The organism is Mesorhizobium sp. A556 (genome assembly GCF_054489545.1).
Map to the genome: position 1 here is coordinate 1 of NZ_JBTMXA010000011.1, position 21,770 is coordinate 21,770.

At 61.6% G+C, this 21,770-nt stretch carries 21 protein-coding genes; 9 read left to right on the top strand and 12 right to left on the bottom strand.

From position 1 onward, the window contains the following. The first annotated feature begins 240 nt into the window (after positions 1-240). On the top strand, positions 241-537 hold the full coding sequence (locus tag ACX3P0_RS19105) for a hypothetical protein (RefSeq protein WP_459090958.1): 297 nt from the start codon (positions 241-243) through the stop codon (positions 535-537). A 901-nt stretch (positions 538-1,438) separates the two neighbouring features. On the opposite strand, the gene ACX3P0_RS19110 is transcribed toward ACX3P0_RS19105, so the two are convergent. The 10 genes from ACX3P0_RS19110 to ACX3P0_RS19155 all read right to left on the bottom strand — a co-directional run bounded on the left by ACX3P0_RS19110 (position 1,439) and on the right by ACX3P0_RS19155 (position 9,949). After that, complete coding sequence (locus ACX3P0_RS19110) at positions 1,439-2,443, bottom strand: winged helix-turn-helix domain-containing protein (protein ID WP_459090960.1); 1,005 nt, start codon at positions 2,441-2,443, stop codon at positions 1,439-1,441. Beyond that, positions 2,440-3,396, bottom strand: a complete 957-nt coding sequence (locus ACX3P0_RS19115; protein WP_459090962.1) for a DUF7146 domain-containing protein — start codon at positions 3,394-3,396, stop codon at positions 2,440-2,442. Before ACX3P0_RS19115 ends, ACX3P0_RS19110 begins: the two co-directional genes overlap by 4 nt. Then, positions 3,386-3,658, bottom strand: coding sequence for a hypothetical protein (locus ACX3P0_RS19120; RefSeq protein ID WP_459090964.1), 273 nt, complete (start codon positions 3,656-3,658; stop codon positions 3,386-3,388). The genes ACX3P0_RS19115 and ACX3P0_RS19120 overlap by 11 nt, the downstream gene beginning before the upstream one ends. After that, a complete protein-coding gene (locus ACX3P0_RS19125) occupies positions 3,655-4,872 on the bottom strand; it encodes a DEAD/DEAH box helicase (protein WP_459090966.1) in 1,218 nt (405 codons plus the stop codon). The genes ACX3P0_RS19120 and ACX3P0_RS19125 overlap by 4 nt, the downstream gene beginning before the upstream one ends. Beyond that, complete coding sequence (locus ACX3P0_RS19130; protein WP_459090968.1) at positions 4,869-5,438, bottom strand: hypothetical protein; 570 nt, start codon at positions 5,436-5,438, stop codon at positions 4,869-4,871. Before ACX3P0_RS19130 ends, ACX3P0_RS19125 begins: the two co-directional genes overlap by 4 nt. After that, positions 5,438-6,265, bottom strand: a complete 828-nt coding sequence (locus tag ACX3P0_RS19135) for a ParB/RepB/Spo0J family partition protein (RefSeq protein WP_459090970.1) — start codon at positions 6,263-6,265, stop codon at positions 5,438-5,440. The genes ACX3P0_RS19130 and ACX3P0_RS19135 overlap by 1 nt, the downstream gene beginning before the upstream one ends. A 210-nt stretch (positions 6,266-6,475) precedes the next feature. Continuing rightward, positions 6,476-6,697 carry a helix-turn-helix transcriptional regulator gene (locus ACX3P0_RS19140; protein WP_459090972.1) on the bottom strand — a complete coding sequence of 74 codons (222 nt, stop codon included), beginning with the start codon at positions 6,695-6,697 and terminating at the stop codon, positions 6,476-6,478. A 169-nt stretch (positions 6,698-6,866) separates the two neighbouring features. Further along, positions 6,867-7,559 (bottom strand): hypothetical protein, encoded by a 693-nt coding sequence (locus ACX3P0_RS19145; protein ID WP_459090974.1) that lies wholly within the window; start codon positions 7,557-7,559, stop codon positions 6,867-6,869. Between the two features lie 89 nt (positions 7,560-7,648). Further along, positions 7,649-8,962 (bottom strand): tyrosine-type recombinase/integrase, encoded by a 1,314-nt coding sequence (locus tag ACX3P0_RS19150; RefSeq protein WP_459090975.1) that lies wholly within the window; start codon positions 8,960-8,962, stop codon positions 7,649-7,651. Between the two features lie 282 nt (positions 8,963-9,244). Then, positions 9,245-9,949 (bottom strand): Crp/Fnr family transcriptional regulator, encoded by a 705-nt coding sequence (locus ACX3P0_RS19155; protein WP_459080851.1) that lies wholly within the window; start codon positions 9,947-9,949, stop codon positions 9,245-9,247. 234 nt (positions 9,950-10,183) lie between these two features. Here ACX3P0_RS19155 and fba point away from each other — a divergent pair, with 234 nt between their 5' ends. The 8 genes from fba to ACX3P0_RS19195 all read left to right on the top strand — a co-directional run bounded on the left by fba (position 10,184) and on the right by ACX3P0_RS19195 (position 19,692). Then, a complete protein-coding gene (gene fba / locus ACX3P0_RS19160; RefSeq protein WP_459090977.1) occupies positions 10,184-11,248 on the top strand; it encodes a class II fructose-bisphosphate aldolase in 1,065 nt (354 codons plus the stop codon). Between the two features lie 173 nt (positions 11,249-11,421). Further along, positions 11,422-11,970, top strand: coding sequence for a MarR family winged helix-turn-helix transcriptional regulator (locus ACX3P0_RS19165; RefSeq protein WP_459090979.1), 549 nt, complete (start codon positions 11,422-11,424; stop codon positions 11,968-11,970). Positions 11,971-12,128: 158 nt separating this feature from the next. After that, entirely contained in the window at positions 12,129-14,453 is a 2,325-nt protein-coding gene (locus tag ACX3P0_RS19170; RefSeq protein ID WP_459090981.1) for a bifunctional salicylyl-CoA 5-hydroxylase/oxidoreductase, read from the top strand. Further along, positions 14,450-15,229: an SDR family NAD(P)-dependent oxidoreductase gene (locus ACX3P0_RS19175; RefSeq protein WP_459090983.1), complete on the top strand. Its 780-nt coding sequence runs from the start codon at positions 14,450-14,452 to the stop codon at positions 15,227-15,229. Before ACX3P0_RS19170 ends, ACX3P0_RS19175 begins: the two co-directional genes overlap by 4 nt. A gap of 2 nt (positions 15,230-15,231) precedes the next feature. Further along, positions 15,232-16,074, top strand: a complete 843-nt coding sequence (locus ACX3P0_RS19180) for an enoyl-CoA hydratase family protein (RefSeq protein WP_459090985.1) — start codon at positions 15,232-15,234, stop codon at positions 16,072-16,074. Positions 16,075-16,077: 3 nt separating this feature from the next. Next, positions 16,078-17,274, top strand: a complete 1,197-nt coding sequence (locus tag ACX3P0_RS19185; RefSeq protein WP_459090987.1) for an acyl-CoA dehydrogenase family protein — start codon at positions 16,078-16,080, stop codon at positions 17,272-17,274. A gap of 20 nt (positions 17,275-17,294) precedes the next feature. Continuing rightward, positions 17,295-17,690, top strand: a complete 396-nt coding sequence (locus ACX3P0_RS19190; protein ID WP_459091179.1) for a RidA family protein — start codon at positions 17,295-17,297, stop codon at positions 17,688-17,690. Between the two features lie 25 nt (positions 17,691-17,715). Continuing rightward, positions 17,716-19,692 carry a 3-hydroxyacyl-CoA dehydrogenase NAD-binding domain-containing protein gene (locus tag ACX3P0_RS19195; protein WP_459090989.1) on the top strand — a complete coding sequence of 659 codons (1,977 nt, stop codon included), beginning with the start codon at positions 17,716-17,718 and terminating at the stop codon, positions 19,690-19,692. A gap of 2 nt (positions 19,693-19,694) precedes the next feature. On the opposite strand, the gene ACX3P0_RS19200 is transcribed toward ACX3P0_RS19195, so the two are convergent. After that, the gene (locus ACX3P0_RS19200; RefSeq protein WP_459090991.1) at positions 19,695-20,741 is read right to left on the bottom strand and encodes an ornithine cyclodeaminase; all 1,047 of its coding nucleotides are present in this window, start codon (positions 20,739-20,741) and stop codon (positions 19,695-19,697) included. Beyond that, positions 20,738-21,664 (bottom strand): arginase, encoded by a 927-nt coding sequence (gene rocF, locus ACX3P0_RS19205; protein WP_459090993.1) that lies wholly within the window; start codon positions 21,662-21,664, stop codon positions 20,738-20,740. Before rocF ends, ACX3P0_RS19200 begins: the two co-directional genes overlap by 4 nt. Between the last annotated feature and the right edge of the window lie 106 nt (positions 21,665-21,770).

The following is a 21,770-nucleotide window of genomic DNA, read 5'->3' on the forward strand; positions in this document are numbered from 1 at the left end:
CCGGCTGCGCAACCCGGACCAGCTTCGCCGGCCACACCGGCCGTAGCGCCAAGACCCGTCATGCACTAACATTAAACCCGGACCACCTCAGGGGGGCCGGCCAGCAAAGACCATGGGGCTTGGTCGGAAGCCAACGGCACAGGCTGAGCCGGTAGCCGCTCCTGCCAAACGTGGCAGAAAGCCCAAGGCGGCCTCCTAAAACGCAAAAACCGCCCCGGCAAACCGGAGCGGGCGACCATATTGCTGGCGTCGGGAAGATGGTGGAAGCTGGTTGCTTGTTATCAGCGGGGAAAGACGGTTAGATCGGGTATGGAGGACGACGATCTTGACGCAGAAATCAGATCGCTTGCCGCGCGGCGCGCCCGCGCGATTGTGATGCGCGAAGGTGCGGCTCTCGCCTTGTCCGCCCGCGGATTGGACGAGCCGGCGATTGAAGCAAACAACCAGCTTCTCGCCATGGCGATTGCGCAGGCTATCGTCGACGCCTATTCGGGATTGCTGGACGATAGGGACGACGAGCCTGAGGGGAATGCGTAGGGGTTGATTCGGGTCGTTCACGTTACCGCTCGTCCGGCGGTAACGTGTTGACTTTTCAGAGTCAAGGCCCTATGTTTTGAGGGCGAGCGACACGGTGAATTCTCCAGGCCGTAGCCGACGCTGATAGGGATAGCGAAGCTCTTTTAGCGGACGTGCATTATGTAGGGGATGTTGGAGTCCCTACCTCGCAAAACGGGCGGCTTAGGCTGCCCGTTATATTTTGTCAGAACGAATGACCGGATATCTCCTGCACTCGCGAGCAACTTCTGCTGGTGAGATAGGATGAAATGTCGCCACCCAAATCTCGTTACCGCCGCTTGCCGATTTGATCGTGAGTTGGTTCCAGCCGCCAAATACAACCTCGTCATAATGGAAAAACGTCAGGTGCCACCGACGGTCTGATATCACTCGCCCGAACGTCATAGCTTGTTCGATCATCGGGAGACGGTGTGGCTGATATTGGTGTTTGTGCACCATCTTCCGAGCGTAGTCGTGACGAATTCGGACCAAGTTTGTAGATGCGCCGAGGACTGAGCAAAGCCCAGCGTCGAGGCGACCAACCGAAGCTATCGGCCGTCGCCCCGTAACGACGAACTCGACCCACTCGTCCTCAGTCATAAAGAATCCAAGTCCCCAAGCATCCGGCATCGTCACGCCTGAATGGTTGCCGCGTCAACCACCTCCCCCAGCCTCGGCTCACCACCGGGGCTTTTTGTTGGCCCAACCCAATTAAGTTGCGTCTCATCGTGTGCCGGGTAGCCTAGCTGTCGAGGTGCTCCCTCCCAGCGCCTCCCCACCTACCAACTCAGCCCCGCTTCGGTGGGGCTTTTTGTTGCGCTCAACCCCGAAACCACGCCAGTATCTTCGCCAGGCTCTCCCCGAACATGATGAACGGGCACGTCTACGGACGCTCGCTCTTCTTCCGCCAGGTATTCACCGTTTGCGGGCTGACACCGACACGGCGGGCAATTTCGCGGTCTGAAAGTTCCGGGCCAGTCGTCAGCATGGACAGTACGTCAGCGCGCTTTTCTGCATTGGTGCGCCGTCCAGATTGGACAGGCGCTTGCCGCCCATCTTCTGCCTTGGCTCGAAGGATGCGAAAATCATCGAACAGGCGGGACCATTCCGGGTCTTCAAATTCCAGATCGTCAATCCACTGTTGCTGCCAGTCATATGCCTTGTAGTGGAACCGTGCTTCCAGATCGGCCCACGACGTGACCGGCTGCGTCCTCATCAGGTCGCGTAGCAATTCGACCCGCAGTTCAATCGGCAGATCGAAATAATATTCGTGATGATCGTAGAAATGCGCCCGGTCACGGTTCAGCCTGTCCCAAACCTTCAATTCCTCGAAGGCATCGCGGATACAGGCCGGGAAGGGTAGCGCCGCCTTGATGGCTACGATTGCGTTCGGGTTCACATCGTCCAGCTTGAAAAGCTGTCCCGCCACGCCAGCAAACTCGCTGGCACCTTGTCGCCTCGTGCCGCACACATCGACATAGGACGACCTCTTTGTGACGAACGGTTTTCCCGCCTCCAGCAGCAGCAATTCATTCGGCGTCGGGTCCATGAAGGCGCGGACGGTGCCGAACTCTTTCAGGATTTCCGAGCGCCGCGCCGCGTATCGGGTCTGCCTCTCAGCATGCTCGCGTGCCCTTTTTAATTTGTATCCCGGCTCCTTGCCCTCCATCCAGTCATCGAAGCCCTCAAAGAAATTGACGGGCTTCACGGCAGGCTGAGCGTCCAAATCGGACACGGCCTGTTTCAGCGTCAGGCCGGCTTTAGCTGCCATGACTTCGGCGCGGGCTTCCGCCGCCATACGCTCGCCTTCGGTCAAACCGCCCGTCACCAGCGCATAGACCTTGCGGAATTTCCCGATGTCCAAATTGGACGCGCAATGGACCGTCATGCTGCAAGCACCCGGCGATCATTCAAGACATCGTTCCAGTCGGTTCCTGTGCGGGCTGGTATTTCCACGGATGCCCCAACCCCTTTGGCACGAAGGCGACGACCAAGCCCAAACGCCGCTGCTTGCCCGGTCAGACTTGCATCATTGTCGCCGAATACCATCACCGTTTGGACCGACGTTGGAGGTTCCCACGCCTGGAGCAGATCGGCGGTGAGTGCCGCCCAGACCGGGACACCGAAAAGCTCGGCAGCCGCGAATGCGGTCTCGATGCCCTCGGCAATCCCGAGAATATCGCCGTGAGGCATTAGCCGAACAGCCGCGCCGGCCGGCATGGCTCCCATCATCTTGCGAGGCGACGACACCTCAGCCTTGAAGCCATCCGGGGTCAAATAGGTTCGATGAAGCGCCGCACGCTCTCCGGCGGCCCTGGCTTCGTCGCTCGGATCAACACGTGCAATCATTGCGGGATGCCACGTGGCGCGCTGTCCTGTCTCAACATACCGTTCGTCCGCCACCTGACGCAGAGTTGGCGGGAATGCTGTCAGGCCAAGGCGGCGATTCAGATATCGCCCGGCAGCATCATCCAGCGTGATCGGCTTGGCACGATGCCAAATCGCAGTCATCGCCTCGCGCATCTTGCCGTCATCTTGACGCTGGCCCTCGCGCGTTGGCAGCATCAGGGCAGCGTCCAGATGCTTTTCGATCTCCTGCGCAGCACCTTTGAAATCTGTCCGCATGAACATCTGAACGAGTTGGACACCATTGCCGGCCCCGCACTGATTACAAATCCAGGTGCCGTTGCCGCCCTTGTCATCGAAGCGAAACCGATCCTTGCCGGCACACATGGGACAGGGACCATGCTTATTCCTGAGGGCCTTCGACGGGACGCCTATCGCCGCAAGGATACCTGGCCAGCGTCCGTGGGCGCGTTCCCATATCGGTTCACGCTGCATGGGCCGCCTCCTGCTTCTTTTTCCCCTTCGCCCACGCAATCTGCCTGGACTTGGTCCAGTTCAAGAACACAGCATCGGGCTCGGCCGTGCGATCCTCCATGGCGCGTGGCCAGACGCCGAAGCGATCCTTGAACTTGTGCGCCACATAGCCAGACGCATATCCGCGCTCCTGCTGGAGCCAGAGCAGCATCGAATAGAACCGCTGTTTTTCTTCGTGTGTGGCCTCCCGGTTATCCTTCCGCTTGCCCTTCAGCGCGATCAATTCGCCTTGCCGTTCTTCGATGGGCGATTGCCGCTCGGGCTCGAAACCGCAGGAGGGGCACTTGCGGACGCCGGGTGGCTCAAACGCGAGCATGCAGAGCATTCCTTCGGCAACGGGGTATCGCGGTCTTTTCGGGAGTTGCTCCCCTTCTGGTGCGCGCTCATGTCGAGACGATCGTGATGGATATCATCCACGAAGCCGAGGCGAAGCGTTGTGTCGCTATGATCGAGGATCAGGCAATCCACCTTGCCGGCGGCGGTGCGCAGTCCGCGCCCGATGATCTGCGTGAACAGCGTTTCCGACTTGGTAGGGCGAGCCAGGATGATGCAGCGCACATCCCAATCAACGCCGGTCGTGAGCGTGTAGACGTTGCACACGACCTTGATCTGACCATGCTTCAGGCGTTCACCGATCCGACGGCGCTCGTCTGACGGCGTATCCATGTCCACATAGCCGGTAGGCACGCCTGCCGCTTCGAACTGGTCAGCAAGCTTGCGAGCGTGGGCGCGGTCAACCGCGAAGCAGAGCGTCGGGCGATCCTCACCCAGCCGGAGCCATGTCGATACCGTATCCGCGATCAGGACGGGTTGGCTCATGGCAACGGAAAGCTGGCCTTCGTGATAGTCGCCGGCCACCGTGCGTACGTTCGTCAGATCGGGGTGGGCCGGAGCAAATACGCGGAACGGCGAAAGGAAGCCCTCCGAGATAAGCGCCTTCGTCGTCGTCGGGATCAGCAGATCGTCGTAGTGTTTGCCGAGGCCCTTCGCCCATGGCGTTGCCGACAAGCCGATAAATGGAATGTTCTGCCAATCGGGCATTGCCATCCACTTGCCGTAGAAATCGAACCAGCGGTGCGCCTCGTCAATCATGACTATGGCGGCTCGTGGAAGATTGCGGCGCATGAGCGTCTGAATACTTGCCACCTGCACCGGCTGGTCGGCATCGGTCGCCGGATGATAGCCCTGCATGACGCCGATGCTGTGGATGCCCTGTTCAGCGAACCGCTCGACGGTCTGATCGACCAAGCTCAGAAACGGCACGGTGAACAGTACCGGGTTGCCCTTCCGCAATGCGCCTTCGACTATGGCCGTGCCGATAACGGTTTTGCCGCTGCCGGTCGGGCTCTGGATCATCGGGCGCTTATGGCCAATGGCCAGAGAGTGACGAAGCATGTCGAGAGCACGCTCCTGGTGGCCAAGGAGGGTGAACTTCATAGCTCGTCCTCCCCGCCAATTATGCCGCCGTTGACGACAGCGAGCGCCAGGCGGCTGCCCCCATCCCCTACAGTACCTAGTTCTGAAAACTCTCCCCCTTGGATAGTAGGATAGTAATTCTCTGTTCTCTGCTCTCTGTTCTCTGGTTCAAGGAACGGTTCTGGCAACGGTTCCTTGAACCCTTTTGCAGACAGCCTAGCCCGTTGAATTACAAGGTTTCTCAGTGGGCACTCGGGGAGAAATTCAAGGGACCTCACCCACGATTTGACCGCGTTCGGGTTGGCTGGCGGGTTGTATTTCAGGAAGTTTGGGAGGGCGATCAGGCGACCATCCGTTTCGTGTTCCACCATCCCTTTCAGCAACAGTTCCCGGAACCCTTCCTTGAACGGTTCCGGGTCCATTCCGATTTCCGATGCGAGGCCTTCCGGTGTGCCCCTCATCGCGCCAAGGGCGGTCATCATCGGGTGTGTCAGGAGCATGAAGAACGCCAGTTTGCCATCTGCGCTCAGGCTATTGAACTTCGCGTCGTTCCAAATACGAACATCGATCTTGCGATAGTGGCTCATTAGTCCAGGGCCTCCATGATCTTGCCCATGCGGTCGGCAAGGCCGGATGCACGCTGTCCGAGGACAGAGCGATGGCGGCCCGCCGACTGGTGCAATTCGGGGATCGGCACCGCCTCGATCTCATCGACCAGAGAAACGAACCGCTCGAATATCCTGGACGGCACCTCAGGCTGAGAAAGAGTGGTGGCTGGCGCGAAACGGGAAGCAATGCCGCCCGCCTTGCGCTGCTGGAGCGCCTGCACCTGTGCCTCTGGGGTCGGATATTTTGCCGCCTCCAAAAGCGCCGTGCGATTGTTGTCCAGGCCGATTTCGCGGGCAGCTTCCTTTGCCTCGTCCGAGAGGCTGGCAACCTTTGCGGCGCGCTGGGCATCGGTGCGTTCGATGCCAAGCCCACGAGAGGCGGCATTGATACCGCTCGGGCTGTGCTGCGGACCAGCATTTCGACCATCAGACAGGACTGCCGGCGCAACCTGCGCCGGCAGTCTCTGCACCTCAAGTTCTGCCCAACGCGCGATCTGAACGTCACGCTCCAGCGCCGTGAGTTCCGCGCGATGCAGGTTTTCCGCGATCATCGCCATTTCAGCGGCAATGTCGTCGTCAGTCGTGATGATGCAGGGGATTTCGCGCCAGCCAAGCAGGTCGAGTGCCTGGAGACGATGAGCGCCGGCAATCACTTCGTAGGCATCGCCAACCGCACGGACACGGATCGGATTGATCAAGCCGATCTTGTTGATGGAAGCCTCAAGCTCCGCCAGCGCTTCATAGCTACGCTGGCGGGCGTCCGTACGGTACCGAATTTCTTCAATCGGAAGGTGTTTGACCTCCATCACGCGCGCCCCCCGATCTGGGCCAATTCGCAAACGAGGCGGGCCATGTAGGGAGACAGACGGAAGCGCGCCGCGATGATGCTGGTGGCGATTTCCGTTGCAGTGGTGGAGGGGTTTTGGTATCTCTCGGCAGTCAACGCTTTCGAAATACCTTTTCCGCCGTTCCCGATGCCAGTCGGGGCGGCGGTTTCGTTTTGGAGGTGCATGATTTTACGCAGCCTCCTTGCCATTATCAGACGTAGAGGTACGGCGGCACGATGCCAGCCATGCGTCGAGGTCGGTGGGGTTGTAGACGACCGAGCGGCCGACCTTGCAGAAGACAGGGCCGCCGCCGAAGACGCGATATTTATTCAACGATGATGCAGAGATGCCGAGATACTGCGCAGCCTGTGGCGTGCGGAGCATCTGGCGTGCCGGAAAGGGGTCGTTCATGGTAGTTCCTTCTGTCTGAAACACCGCGCAATCGCGGCTAACAGCAGGAACATCATGGAGCGGGTCGTAATGTCGAAGGGGTAAACCCGCCATCCCTTCGACAGTTCGGAGGTGTTAAAAAGGGATCACCCCAGCCCTTAACTAGCTGAAAAATAATTACATTAAGGGGTTACCCCTTTTTGAGCGCTCGACCTTTCTGGCTTTCTGGGTTTCTCAACATCGTTGCCATCACTTCTCGAGCTTTCTTGCTCTCGGGCAGGCCACGCAATTTCCACTGCTCCAGCAAATAGGGCTTGATTACTTCCTCAACCTTGGACTGGTTATCTAGCGAGATACCCAAGTCACGCACAGCGTCGCACATAAGCTGCATGTAGGAAGATTGATAAGTTTCGGAACCTTCCACTGGATGATTTACGGTGACCGTGAGCGCGCTGAAGCCGGCTCTCTCCACGAACAACCAGCAGTCAGGAACAGCAGCCGAAGAGTGGCCATGTTTTCCTGTAGCCGTACTCGGTGCCTTAAAATCGGTGGCGAACCACTGTTCATAATCCCGGGTATTCCATATTTCAGCGGGGATCGGCTCAAATGTTCCATCGTACCGCTGAATTGCTGCGACGAGCCGCCCAAAGGCGCAATGCTCTCGGAGTGACAGTATAACGTCCCCGAACTGGGGGGATTTGCGGATGCTGAGTATTTCTGGTGGCCACTCGTTGGCAAAAAGGCTTCTACCCAACATGTCGAGCGCCCTTGGAATAAATACATATTCGGGGGCATCAAACGGCCATGAACTTAAGTCACCCCAAAATTTATAGGCCCGGTTTCGTTCAATATCAGACCGTAGACGTTGCAGCCGCGCATCCATCGCCACACCTCACGATGCACCTCGAGGGCCGCAGGGAAACCGGTGGTGCTTACCGGCTTGTCGGATGCCTCCTATCCCTGCGGTTTGTGTCAGCCTTTTCCGGCTATCTGAATCACATTGTCTTTTGGCGGCTTGCTCTCGCCATCCATCGCTTCTGCAATGCGTTGCCCGATCTGGTTTGACGCCCGCCGAACCGGATCGGCGTCGAGATGCGCGTAACGGGCGGTCGTCGCCGGTTGCGAGTGACCTAGCAATTTACCAATCAGAGGAAGGCCCATTCCGCCACCAGCACCGAAACTGGCGAAACTATGCCGAAGGTCATGAATGCGAAGGCTGCCCAGTCCGGCGCGTTTGGTGATGGCGGCCCATGGCTTTTTGATATCCGCACGCGGTTTTTCATCTTCGGTGCCGGCGCTGTCGCTGGCTACAACGTAGACGCCTAACCTCGGGGCGGCTGCCAGAAGAGCCAGAGCAGGGGCGTTAAGAATAATGGTCTTCTGACCGGTCTTGCTATCGGGAAGCAACAAGAGGCCGCGCTCAAAATCAATATGCTCCCATTTCAGATGGAGGATTTCACGGAGCCTGGCTCCGGTGAGCAGCAGCAAACGGAGCGCCAAGGCCACCGATGGGTTGATTTTGACGAAACGATTGTGAGGCTTCTTTGAGTGCTTGATGTTTTTCGTAACATCAGGCTCCCACGGGATGCCCTTCGTCTCACCTTCGTGGATGGCTGCCGCAAGACGCGAAATTTCATCGGTGGTGAGAAATCTCTCGCGGCGCGTTTCAGCATACTTGGTCAGTCCCGCAGTGGGGTTTTCCGTATGCCCGGGGAGATGCTTCTTCTTCCCGGTCGTCGCCCAATTGTACATGGAACTGATAATCGCCCGGATCCTGTTCGCCGCCATCGGTTTGTCCGCTAACCTCAAATGCAGCTTTTCAATATCCTCGGCTGATACCTCCCCGGCCTTCTTATTGCCGAAAGCCGGATAGGCATGTTTGGCAAGGAGTTGCTTGTACGAAAGGGCCGTCGCCGGTTTGCGCTTGGCCTCTATGTGTTCCAGGAATTTTTTGGCGACTTCTTCGAAGGTGGGAGCCTTGCGATATTCCGATCGTTCCTTTGCAGGATCGGCACCCTTCACGACATCGGCAAGCAGCTCTTTCGCGCGGTCGCGGGCTTGATCCGGGGTGATCTTGCCTACCTTAGCGATAGTGATCCGCCGCACAGGGGCCGATCTGCCAGAAGCGGCTCGATACCGCGCGATATAGGACATCGCTCCGGTCTTGCGAACGCGAATGCCGAAGCCAATGAGCTCGTTGTCAAAAACATAGACATCGGTGTCGTTGGGCTTGATGGCATCAACGACACGTTTGGTGATTTTGACCGACTTCTGAGTTGGCGACATGTCAGTGCTTTCAAATCTGCGGGGCACCCCCAGGGCACCCCCGAAAAGGCATCTCCCGGAAACGACAGGAAAGAACATAACATGAAACGAACTAAAAACCAGTAGGTTGCGGAAACGCGGGGAAAGGTACGGAACATGAACGAAAACAGGTCCACGTCATTCGTAATGACGGGGTCAGGTGTTCGAGTCACCTAAGCGCACCATTTTTTTCTCCACCACCACGACGTTTTTCCTTATCCGACGAGGCTCAGGCACCGCGCACCGGCGGAAAGCTGCCTGTAATCAGTCTTTCTGCAAACGCCCTTCGGCAAGCAGGAGCAGGCGGTGCGGTTCGACAATCGTCACCTTTTGCCGGCCGCTGCGCACCAGCCCTTTCGTCTCCCACAGGCTGAGCAGGCGGCTTACCGTGTGCAGCGTTGTGCCGGTCATTTCGGCGATGTCCTGCCGCGAGATCGGAAAATCGATCAGGATCCCTTCGTCCGACTTCTTGCCGGTCTGCTTTACCAGGCGCAGCAAGGCGTGCGCGACACGCTGTTCCACCTGCTGCGTGGACATTTCGACGACACGCGTATGGGCTTCCTGCAGCCGCGCACCGACCGTTCGGTATGTCGCGGCGCCGAAGGCCGGGTAAAGCTGCGAAAATTCTGCCCACAGACGGCTTGGCCAGGCAAGCACGACGCAGTCGACCGCGGCGATCGCGCTCGCCGGATAGGTGGTGCGCCCCAGCGCGTGCGCGATGCCCAGCAATTCGCCGGCGCTGATGTAGCGAACGATCACCTGCTGGCCGTCCGCCGTGGTTTTCACCACGCGCACATGCCCGTCCAGCAACAGGTAGAAGAAATGCGCCTCGCCTTCCTGCTCGAAGATCGTGGCGTCCCGCGCAACGCGCTGCGCACGGGCACCCCCCAGCACGTGATCGAGATCACGCGGCTCCATGCCCTCGAACTGAGGCAGGTTCGCAATCAGCGAGCGATCGAGATGGCTCAACACGGTCTCCCGACGGGATAAGCCTGCTTCGGCAAAAGACCGCGCGGCACCCTTGAATCGGCGCAATTTCACACTTCATGGCTCAAACCGCAAGTTGGCCGCGGACAGATGAACACCACTCGACAAACGCCCGGCTTTTGGCCATGAACGGGGCGAGTGGGCGTTTGGCGTCGAGAAATTGCCGCCTTGCGCCCCGCGTCGTTAAACGTTGCTTTTCAGGACCACGGAGGACAAATGGCCCGCATCACACTCAGGCAACTGCTCGACCATGCCGCAGAACACGGTTATGGCGTGCCGGCCTTCAACATCAACAACATGGAACAGGCGCTCGCCATCATGGAGGCGGCAAACGCCTGCGACGCGCCGGTCATCCTGCAGGCATCGCGCGGCGCGCGCACCTATGCCAACGACATCATGCTCAAGCACATGATGGACGCGGTGACGGAAATCTATCCGCATATTCCGGTCTGCGTGCATCTCGATCACGGCAACGAACCCGGCACCTGCATGACCGCGATCCAGTCCGGTTTCACCTCGGTGATGATGGACGGCTCGCTGCATGCTGACGGCAAGACCCCCGGCGACTGGGACTACAATGTCGGCGTCACCCGAACCGTCGCCGACATGGCGCATCTCGGCGGCATTTCGGTGGAAGGCGAACTCGGCGTGCTGGGCTCGCTGGAAACCGGCATGGGCGACCAGGAAGACGGCCACGGCGCCGAGGGCAAGCTCAGCCACGACCAGTTGCTGACCAATCCGGACGAGGCGGTCAAGTTCGTGGCCGAAACCAAGGTGGATGCGCTGGCGATCGCCATGGGCACCTCGCACGGCGCGTATAAGTTCACGCGCAAGCCCGACGGTTCGGTGCTGGCCATGAACGTCATCGAGGAAATTCACCGCAAGCTGCCGAACACGCATCTGGTCATGCACGGCTCGTCGTCGGTGCCGCAGGAACTGCAGGACATCATCAACGCCTATGGCGGCAAGATGAAGCCGACCTGGGGCGTGCCGATCGAGGAAATCCTGCGCGGCATCAAGAACGGCGTGCGCAAGATCAACATCGATACCGACAACCGCATGGCGCTGACCGGACAGATCCGCAAGGTGCTGACCGAGGACCCGAGCGAGTTCGACCCGCGCAAATACCTGAAGCCGGCGATGGCGGCGATGACGAAGCTGTGCAAGCAGCGTTTCGAGGAATTCGGCACCGCCGGCCACGCCTCGTCGATCCGGCCCATTCCGGTCGCCGAGATGGCCAAGCGCTACAAGAGCGGCTCGCTCGACCCGAAATTCGGCTGACGCTCGGCTGAACCGCCAATCGCTTTAAAGCGCGTGCGCCCGAATGGACGCACGCGCTTCGTCGTTTCGTGCCGGAAGCGTCCAAAAAATACTCCTGACTTGAACTAAGTGGTGCCTTGGGCAACTATCGCCTATAAGGCCGGTCAGGATGATCTGAGGCGGACGATAGGGAAATGGGCGAGATTTCCGGCATGGACGAAAAGCCGACCGCATGGGTCGACGGCGAGACGAAGGTTCTGGAATCGCCCGGCGACCACGGCTCCGAGTTGCGGCTTTGGCTGCGCCTGCTCACCTGCTCGACGCTGGTGGAAACGGAAGTGCGGCGACGCCTGCGCACGGAGTTCGATTCGACGCTTCCGCGCTTCGACCTGATGGCGCAATTGGTGCGCGCCCATGACGGCATGGTGCTGGGCGAGGTTTCCAAGCGGATGATGGTGTCGCCCGGAAACATCAGCGTGCTGGTGGAGCGGCTGGTCGAGGACGGCTTTATCAGCCGCACCACATCGCCAAGCGACAGGCGCGTGCAGATCATCGCCCTGACCCCGTTCGGGCGCACCCAGTTCGAAAAGATGGCGGCAGCCCACGCCGAATGGATAGCCGAGCTTTTCGGCGAAATGGCGCCGCAGGACGAAGCCAAGCTGCTCGATGAACTCGCCGTGCTCAAGCGCTCCATCGTCGCGGCATTGGGCCAGTCCGCGAAGGGCGGGACCACGCGGACCTGATCGCGGCATCCGGCACTCGCGAGGAAGCGTTCTCGGTAAACAATTTCAAGCTTAAAGCTTTTAAGCTTGAAATTCAGGGGAAGAAGCCTATTCTTCGAAACGTGGCATAAATACGCCTCCTGTTTTCGTGCGGAGGGTGCTGCCACGGGAGGTCGTCCATGCGCATTGTCTGTATCGGAGGCGGAGCAGCCGGGCTTTATTTCGGCCTTTTGATGAAGCTCCAGCATCCCGCGCATCAGGTCAAGGTGGTCGAGCGCAACCGGCCCTTCGACACGTTCGGCTGGGGCGTCGTGTTTTCCGACGCGACCATGCAGTCGATGCGCCAGTGGGACCCGAAGACGGCGGCCAGCATCGAGGACGCTTTCAACCACTGGGACGATATCGAACTGGTGTTCAAGGGCCGCAAGATCCGCACCAGCGGCCATGGCTTTGTCGGCATCGGCCGCAAGAAGATGCTCAACATCCTGCAGGAGCGCTGCATCGAGCTTGGCGTCGAACTGGTGTTCGAGCGTGAAGTGCTAAGCGACGAGGAATTCGCGGACGCCGATCTTGTCATCGCCGCCGATGGCGTGAACTCGAAGATCCGCGCCAAATACGCCGGCATCTTCAAGCCCGACATGGTCATGCGGCCGAACCGCTATGTCTGGCTCGGCACCGACAAGCGCTTCGACGCCTTCACCTTCGATTTCCGCAAAACCGACCATGGCTGGTTCCAGGCGCATATCTACCGCTTCGACGACAACACCTCGACCTTCATCGTCGAGACGACCGAGGACGTTTTCAACGCGCACGGCCTTGGCGAGATGGACCAGGACCAGTCGATCGCCTTTTGCGAAAAGCTGTTTGCCGATACGCTGGACGGCCACAAATTGATGGGCAACGCGCGCCATCTGCGCGGCTCGGCATGGCTGAATTTCGGCCGGCTGATCTGCGAGAAATGGAGTCATTTCAACGGCAACAGCCATGTCGTGTTGATGGGCGACAGCGCGCACACCGCGCATTTCGCCATCGGGTCGGGCACCAAGCTCGCGCTCGACGATGCGATCGAACTGACAAAACAGTTCGATATCGCCGGCCACGACGCCGCCAACATTCCGGCGGTTCTGGCGGCGTATGAAGAGGTGCGCCGCGTCGATGTCGCGCGCATCCAGAACGCCGCCCGCAACGCAATGGAATGGTTCGAGGTCGTCGGCACCCGCTACGCCGACACGCTGGAGCCGGAACAGTTCATGTATTCGATGTTGACGCGCTCGCAGCGCATCAGCCACGAGAATTTGCGGCTGCGCGACAAGACATGGCTCGAGAATTACGAGCGCTGGTTCGCCGAGCGCGCCGGCGTCGATCCTGCACCGAACGGTACTGTTCCGCCGCCCATGTTCACGCCCTTCACGGTCCGCGACCTGACGCTCCACAACCGCATCGTGGTTTCGCCGATGGCGATGTATTCGGCCACGGATGGCATGCCGGACGATTTCCACATGGTGCATCTTGGCGCGCGAGCCATGGGCGGTGCCGCGCTGATCTTTCCGGAGATGACCTGCGTGTCGCCGGACGCCCGCATCACGCCCGGCTGCCTCGGCCTATGGAACGACGAGCAGGCTAAAGGTTTCAAGCGCATCGTCGATTTCGTGCACCGCGAGACACAAGCCAGGATCGGCATCCAGCTTGGCCATGCCGGGCGCAAGGGCGCCACCCGCGTCGCCTGGGAAGGCGGCGACGAACCGTTGAGCGAAGGCGGCTGGCCGTTGATCTCGGCGTCGCCCCTGCCGTACCTGGAGCATTCCGACACGCCCCGCGCCATGACCCGGCAGGACATGGACCGCGTGATCGCCGATTTCGTTTCGGCAACCGAGCGCGCCGCAGAAATCGGCTTCGACATTCTCGAACTACATGCCGCGCACGGCTATCTTCTGTCCAGCTTCCTGTCGCTGCTGACCAACCACCGTGACGACGACTATGGCGGCAGCCACGAAAACCGCGCGCGCTTCCCGCTCGAAGTTTTTCGCGCCATTCGCGCCGTGTGGCCGCAGGAGAAGCCTACTTCGGTTCGCCTTTCCACCAATGACTGGTTCGAGGGCGGCAACACGCCGGACGATGCGGCCATTTTTGCGCAGATGTTCAAGGACGCAGGAACGGACCTTGTCGATTGCTCTTCCGGTCAGGTCGTCAAGGAAGAAAAACCGGTCTATGGACGCCTGTTCCAGACGCCGTTTTCCGACAAGATCCGAAACGAGATCGACATCGCCACCATCGCGGTCGGGGCGATTTCGGAAGCCGACCATGCCAATTCGATCATCGCCGCCGGCCGCGCCGATCTATGCGCGATTGCCCGGCCGCATCTGGCCGACCCGTCCTTCGCCCTGCATGAGGCGGCCAGGATCGGCTATGCCGGCCTGGCCTGGCCAAAACAGTATTATTCGGCCCGCGCGCAATACGAGAACAATCTGGCGCGCGCAGCGCTTGACGCGGGCAAGACCCGATGAGCGCCGCCAGGCATGCCTTCGTGACGGGTGCCGGCAGCGGCATCGGCCGCGCCATCGCGCTGGCGCTGGCGGCGAAAGGCTTTTCCGTATCGCTGGCCGGACGGCGCGCGATACCGCTTGAAAGCGTTTTGCAAGAAATCGCAGCGGGCGGCGGCACCGGCTTTGTGGTCGATGGTTTTGATGTCACCGACAGCCAAGCCGTTGAACGCGGCGTGGAACGGGCACTCGCGGCGCATGGCGACGTGTCGGTGCTGGTCAATTGCGCCGGCGAAGCGGCGTCAGCACCTTTTGACAAAACCGGGCTCGAGCTGTGGAGCCGTATCATCGGCATCAATCTGACCGGCGTGTTTCTGGTAACCCAAGCGGTGCTGCCATCGATCCGCCGAATGAAAAAAGGTCAGATCGTCAATGTCGCCAGCACGGCCGGCCTGACCGGCTATCCTTACGTGTCGGCCTATTGCGCCTCCAAGCATGGCGTCATCGGCCTGACGCGCTCGCTGGCGCTGGAACTGGCGCGCACCGGCATCACCGTCAACGCGGTGTGCCCCGGCTACACCGATACGCCGCTGCTGGAAGGTGCCGTCGAGACGATCACCGGCAAAACTGGCCGCACGGCCGACGAGGCGCGGGCCGCGCTGGCGCGCGCGAACCCGCAAGGACGACTGGTGACGCCTGAAGAAGTCGCAGACGCGGTGCTGTGGCTGGTCGGCGACAATGCGACGGCAATAACCGGGCAGGCCATTCCGGTGGCCGGCGGCGAAGTGATGGGAAGCTGAAAATGACCAGTGAAATGCAGGCCAAGCGCCACCCCTTCAAAGGCCACAAGGCCAAACATTTCCTGTTCGAGACCGATGAGGATGGCCGCGTCGCCACCATCACGCTCAACCGGCCCGAGCAAAAGAACCCGCTGACCTTCGAAAGCTACGAGGAACTGGGCGACCTGTTCCGCTTGCTGCACCGCGCCAGCGACGTTCGCGCCGTGGTGCTGACCGGAGCCGGCGGCAGTTTTTCGTCGGGCGGCGACGTGTTCGAGATCATCGAGCCGCTGACGAAAATGGCGATGCCGGACCTGATCGACTTCACCCGCATGACCGGCGATCTGGTGCGCCAGATCCGCGCCTGCCCGCAGCCGATCATTGCCGCCGTCGATGGCATCTGCGCCGGGGCCGGCGCCATTCTGGCGATGGCGGCGGATTATCGCCTTGCCACGCCGGAAGCCAAGACCGCCTTCCTGTTCACGCGCGTTGGCCTGGCCGGCGCGGACATGGGTGCCTGCGGGATCCTTCCGCGCATCATCGGCCAGGGCCGCGCGGCGGAATTGCTGTTTACCGGCCGGGTCATGACATCAGCCGAAGGTCATGCCTGGGGCTTTTATAACGGTCTGCATGATCGCGCCGCCCTGCTCGGCGAGGCGCAGCGCTTTGCCCGCAATCTCGCCGACGGTCCGTGGTTCGCGCATTCCATGACCAAGAAGATGCTCGATCAGGAATGGTCGATGGGCATCGAGGAAATCCTCGAATCCGAGGCGCAGGCGCAGGCGATTTGCATGGCGACCGGCGATTTCCGCCGCGCCTTCGAAGCCTTTGCCGCCAAAGAAAAACCCGCCTTCAAGGGAGACTGAGCGATGGCCGCGCATGGCACTGACGCGCTACGCGCCCCCTCGCGCGATCACCTCGAATGGCCGTTCTTCGGGCAGGAGCATCGCGCGCTTGCTGGCGACCTGGATGGCTTCATCGCGGCCAACGGGCTGGGTGTCATCGATCACGCCGACGCCGATGCAGCCTGCAAGGCTCTGGTGAAACAACTCGGCGCGGCCGGCTTCCTGCGCCATTGCGTGCCGCAGGCCTATGGCGGCGCGTCGAAAGAAATCGACAGCCGCGCACTGTGCATCGCGCGGGAGACGCTTGCCTATGCCGACGGCCTCGCCGACTTCGCATTCGCCATGCAGGGGCTGGGCACCGGCGCGATCAGCCTGTCGGGAACCGACGCGATCAAGCAGGCCGTCCTGCCCAAAATCGCCAGGGGCGAGTTGATTTCGGCCTTCGCGCTGACCGAACCGGACGCCGGGTCGGATGTCGCGGCCATGGGCTGCACGGCGCTGCGCGACGGCGACGCCTATGTGCTCGACGGCGAAAAAACCTTCATCTCGAATGGCGGCATCGCCGATTTCTACACGGTCTTTGCCCGCACCGGCGAAGCCCCCGGCACGCGCGGCATCTCTGCTTTCGTGGTGTTTGCCGATACGCCCGGCTTTACCATCGTGGAGCGGATCGAAACCATCGCGCCGCATCCGCTGGCCCGCATCCGTTTCGATGGCTGCCGCATCCCCGCGTCGCAGCTTCTTGGAAGTCCGGGCGAAGGCTTCAAGATCGCCATGCGCACGCTGGATATTTTCCGACCATCGGTTGCAGCGGCGGCACTTGGCTTTGCCCGCCGCGCTCTGGACGAAGCCGTCGCCCATGCGCAGGCGCGAAAAATGTTCGGGGCGACGCTGGCCGATCTGCCGACCGCGCAAAGCACGCTGGGCGAGATGGCCACGGCAATCGATGCCGCAGCCCTCCTGACCGCCCGCACGGCATGGCGGCGCGACGTGCAGAAACTGCCGGCGACGCGCGAGGCGGCGATGGCCAAGCTGACGGCGACCGAGAACGCGCAATGGGTCATCGACCAGGCGCTGCAACTGTTCGGCGGGCGTGGCGTTCGCGTCGGCGAGATCGTCGAGCGGCTTTACCGCGAAATCCGGGCGCTGCGCATCTACGAAGGCGCGACCGAAGTGCAAAAACTTATCATTGGCCGCGAATTGATGAAGGCGGCGAAATGACGACATCTGGAGACAAGTCGATGCATGACATCTTGCAGCCGGAAGGCTGGGCCAAGCCGATCGGCTATTCCAACGGCATCGCCGCCAAGGGCAAGACCATCTTCGTCGGCGGGCAGATCGGCTGGAACGGCAATTGCCAGTTCGAGACCGACGATTTTGTCGGGCAGGTACGCCAGACGCTGGAAAATGTCGTCGCCGTCCTGCGCGCCGGCGGGGCCGGTCCCCAGCACATCACGTCCATGACCTGGTATTTCGTCGACAAGCAGGAATATGCGCAGAACCTGCCCGGCATCGGCCAGGCCTATCGTGATATCATCGGCCGGCATTTCCCCGCCATGGCGGCGATGCAGGTCGTCGCCCTGATCGAGGACCGCGCCAAGATCGAAATCCAGGCGACCGCCGTAGTTCCGGAATGAGGTTGGCCGGAATGAGGCAAGGTTCATGACCGCGATCCGCTTTTCGCAAAGTGTCTCGGGCGAAGTCACGGACGGCATCCTCGTCGTTGCCATCGACAACCCGCCCGTCAACGCGTTGTCGGCGCATGTGCGGCAAGGGTTGGCCGAAGCGCTGGAGCAGGCGGCAGCGCATGGCGACGTCGCCGGCGTGGTTATAATCGGTGCCGGTCGCACCTTTATCGCGGGGGCCGACATCAGGGAGTTCGGCAAGCCGATGGCTGAACCGACGCTGCCCGATCTGGTCGAGCGGATCGAGGCGTTCGACAAACCGGTCGTTGCCGCCATCAACGGCGCGGCGCTGGGAGGCGGACTGGAGATCGCGCTGGTCTGCCACGGCCGGGTCGCCAGCGATAAAGCGACATTCGGCCTGCCGGAGGTAAAGCTCGGCATCGTGCCGGGTGCCGGCGGAACCCAGCGCCTGCCGCGCCTGATCGGCACGGAACGAGCCATCGACCTTATCGGCAGCGGCCGCACGATCAAGGCGCCGGAGGCCGCCGAGATAGGGCTTGTCGATGCGGTGGCGGCCGATTGCCTCGACGCCGCACGGGCGAGCATACGCACGCTTGCCGGCATGCCCCTGCGCCGCACGGGCACGATGAAGGTCCCCGCAGGCGACGATGCTCTGGTCGAAGCGGCCGCGAAGCGCGTGCTTTCGAAGGCGCGCGGGCAGGCCGCGCCGGCCGAGGCTGTCCGTCTCGTCAAATTGGCCGGCGAAGTCGACTTGCGGCAGGGGCTTGCCGAGGAGCGGGCAACTTTCTTGCTCCTGCGCGACTCGCGCGAATCGGTGGCACTTCGCCATGTGTTTTTTGCCGAACGCGCGGCGGGACGGGTCGGGGGGCTGGACACGGCGCTCCTGCTTGAAATCGCAACGGTCGGCATCGCCGGCACTGGCCTGATGGGCGCGGGCATCGCAGCCGCCGCACTTGCCGCCGGCTACCGTGTCATCGGCCTCGAACAGACGCCGGACGCCGCGCAACAGGGCCGGCAGCGGATAACGGCTTTACTCGACCGCTCGGTCAAATCCGGGCGCATGACAGATGCAGCGCGCGAACGGTGCCTCGCCGACCTGACGGTAACGGCCGACGCAAATGCCCTGGCGGTCGCCGACCTTGTCATCGACGCGGTGTTCGACGATCTGGCGATAAAGATCGAACTGTTCAAGCGCCTGGACGGCATCGTGCGGCAGGACGCCATCCTTGCCACCAATACCAGCTATCTCGATCCCGATACGATCGCGGCAGCGACCGCGCATCCCGAGCGCGTCCTGGGGCTGCACTTCTTTTCGCCGGCCAACATCATGCGGCTGGTCGAAATCGTCGACTGTGCGGCCACCGCGCCCGATGTGCTGGCCACCGCGCTGGTCTTCGTCAAGCGCCTTGGCAAACTGGCCATTGTCTGCCGCGTTACCGAAGGCTTTGTCGGCAACCGCATCTTTTCGGCCTATCGCCGCGAGGCCGAGTTTATGCTGGAAGACGGAGCCATGCCGCAGGAGATCGACGCGGCGCTGGAAAGCTACGGTTTCCCGATGGGCATCTTCGCCGTCTGCGACATGGCCGGGCTGGAGATCGCCTGGGCACGGCGCAAAAGACAGGCCGCGACACGCGATCCCGCCGAGCGTTATGTCGCGATCGCCGACAGACTGTGCGAGGCCGGACGGCTGGGCCGCAAGAACGGCCGTGGCTGGTACGATTATTCCAGCGGCGAGCGCGCGGTCGATCCGCAGGTGACCGCGCTGATCGAGGAAGCGCGCCTGGCCCGCAAGCTTGCGCCCCGCGCCTTCACCCCGTCCGAAATCGTGACGCGGCTGCTCTCGGCCATGGCAGGGGAGGGCGCGGCACTGCTTGGCGAAGGCATCGCCGCCCGCTCGAGCGACATCGACCTGGTGATGATAAACGGCTACGGCTTTCCCGCCTACAAGGGCGGGCCGATGTTCGTGGCTGATAATCCCGACCGAGGCGGTTGACTTCAGTTCGCCTTGGCGGCGCGCAGCAGCATGCCGAACAGGTCGCGCGGCTCGTCCGGGTCGGCGAGCAAATCCAGTTCCTCGAAAAGACCGGTCGCCACAAGCTGGTCGCGCACATAGCGCAGCGCCGAAAAATCCTCGATGGCGAAGCCGACCGAATCGAACAGCGTGATCTGGGCAGCATCCGTGCGCCCCGTCGCGCTGCCGACCATGACCTCCCATAATTCGGTGACCGGATGGTCCGGCGCGAGCGCCTGGATCTCGCCCTCGATGCGGGTTTGCGGCGGGTATTCGACAAAGATGCCCGAGCGCAGCAGGATATCGCGGTGCAGTTCGGTCTTGCCGGGGCAGTCGCCGCCGACCGCGTTGATATGGACGCCACGGCCCACCATGTTGTCCGTCAGGATGGTCGCATACTGCTTGTCGGCGGTGACCGTGGTGATGATCTGCGCACCCTCGACCGCGTCCTGGCCGGAGTGGCAGATGGTAATGTCGAAGCCCATGCCGGCAAGGTTTTTCGCGCATTTCTCCGACGCCGAACGGTCGATATCGAAAAGCCGTAGCTTGTCGACGCCGAGCAGCGCCTTGAAGGCGACGGCCTGGAATTCCGATTGCGCGCCATTGCCGATGATCGCCATCGTGTCGGCATCCTTCGGCGCCAGATATTTGGCGGCAACCGCCGAGGTGGCGGCGGTGCGCAGGGCGGTCAGGATGGTCATCTCGGTCAACAGCATCGGATAGCCGTTGCCGACATCGGCCAGCATGCCGAAGGCGGTGACCGTCTGGCGGCCTTCGCGCATGTTCTTGGGGTGGCCGTTGACATATTTGAAGCCGTAAAGCTGGCCGTCGCTGGTCGGCATCAGTTCGATGACGCCGTCGGCGCTGTGCGAGGCGACGCGCGGCGTCTTGTCGAACAGTTCCCAACGCCGGAAATCTTCTTCGACATAGGCCGCCAGTTCAGTCAGGAAGCGCTCGACGCCGATGGCCAGCACCAGCTTCATCATCGAATCGACGCTGACGAAGGGAACGACGTTCAGTTTGGCGGTCATGCTCCATAGCTCCGTGTCGGGCGGTCCATGATGCGGCGGCCCATCAGGCTTGCCGTCAAATCGACCATGAGGGTTGCCGTGCGCCCGCGCTCATCGAGAAACGGGTTCAGTTCTACGAGATCGAGGCTGGTGACGAGGCCGCTGTCGTGCAGCATCTCCATCACCAGATGCGCCTCGCGGATGGTGGCGCCGCCCGGAACGGTGGTGCCGACGGCAGGCGCTATCGACGGATCGAGAAAGTCGACATCGAGGCTGACATGCAGCATGCCGCCCTCGCGCGCCACGCGCTCCAGGAATTCGCGAAGCAGCGGCGCGATGCCGTGCTCATCAATGGCGCGCATGTCGTGCACGGTGACGCCGGCGGCATTCAGCGCTGAGCGTTCGGCCGGATCGACGCTGCGCACGCCGAGCACGCAGATGCGTTCCGGCGAGACGGCGGCTGCAAGGTCGGGGAAATAGCCCGCAAACCCCTTCTGGCCGCTGGCATAGGCAAGCGGCACGCCGTGCAGATTGCCGCTGGTCGTGGTGTCGAGCGTGTGAAAATCGGGATGCGCGTCGAGCCACAGCACGAATAGCGGCCGCCCGACTTCCGCCGCCCGCCGCGACAGGCCGGTGACCGTGCCGGCGGAGATGGCATGGTCGCCGCCGAGGAAAATCGGCATGGCGTCGGCGCTGGCTTCGTAGGAAGCCCGCGCGATCGCATCCGTCCAGGCGACGATTTCCGGCAGCGCCTTCAACGCGGCGTTGGCGTGGCTGACCGGCTTGACGGCCGGCAGCGTCACCGTGCCCAGATCGGTCAGCGTATGGCCAAGTTCGGTCAAGGCGCCAGCAAGGCCCGCCGTGCGCAGCGCGCTCGGCCCCATCTCGCATCCCATCCGGCCGGAGCCGACCTGAACCGGCGCTCCCAGTATCGTGCAGTGCATCCCATTTCCCCAAGCGAAATTCGTTCCGCCATCAGAACCTGAATGACTGGCGGATTGAACAGGATGAATTGGCAAATGAAACGAAATGGCTTATCAAAACGGCAGT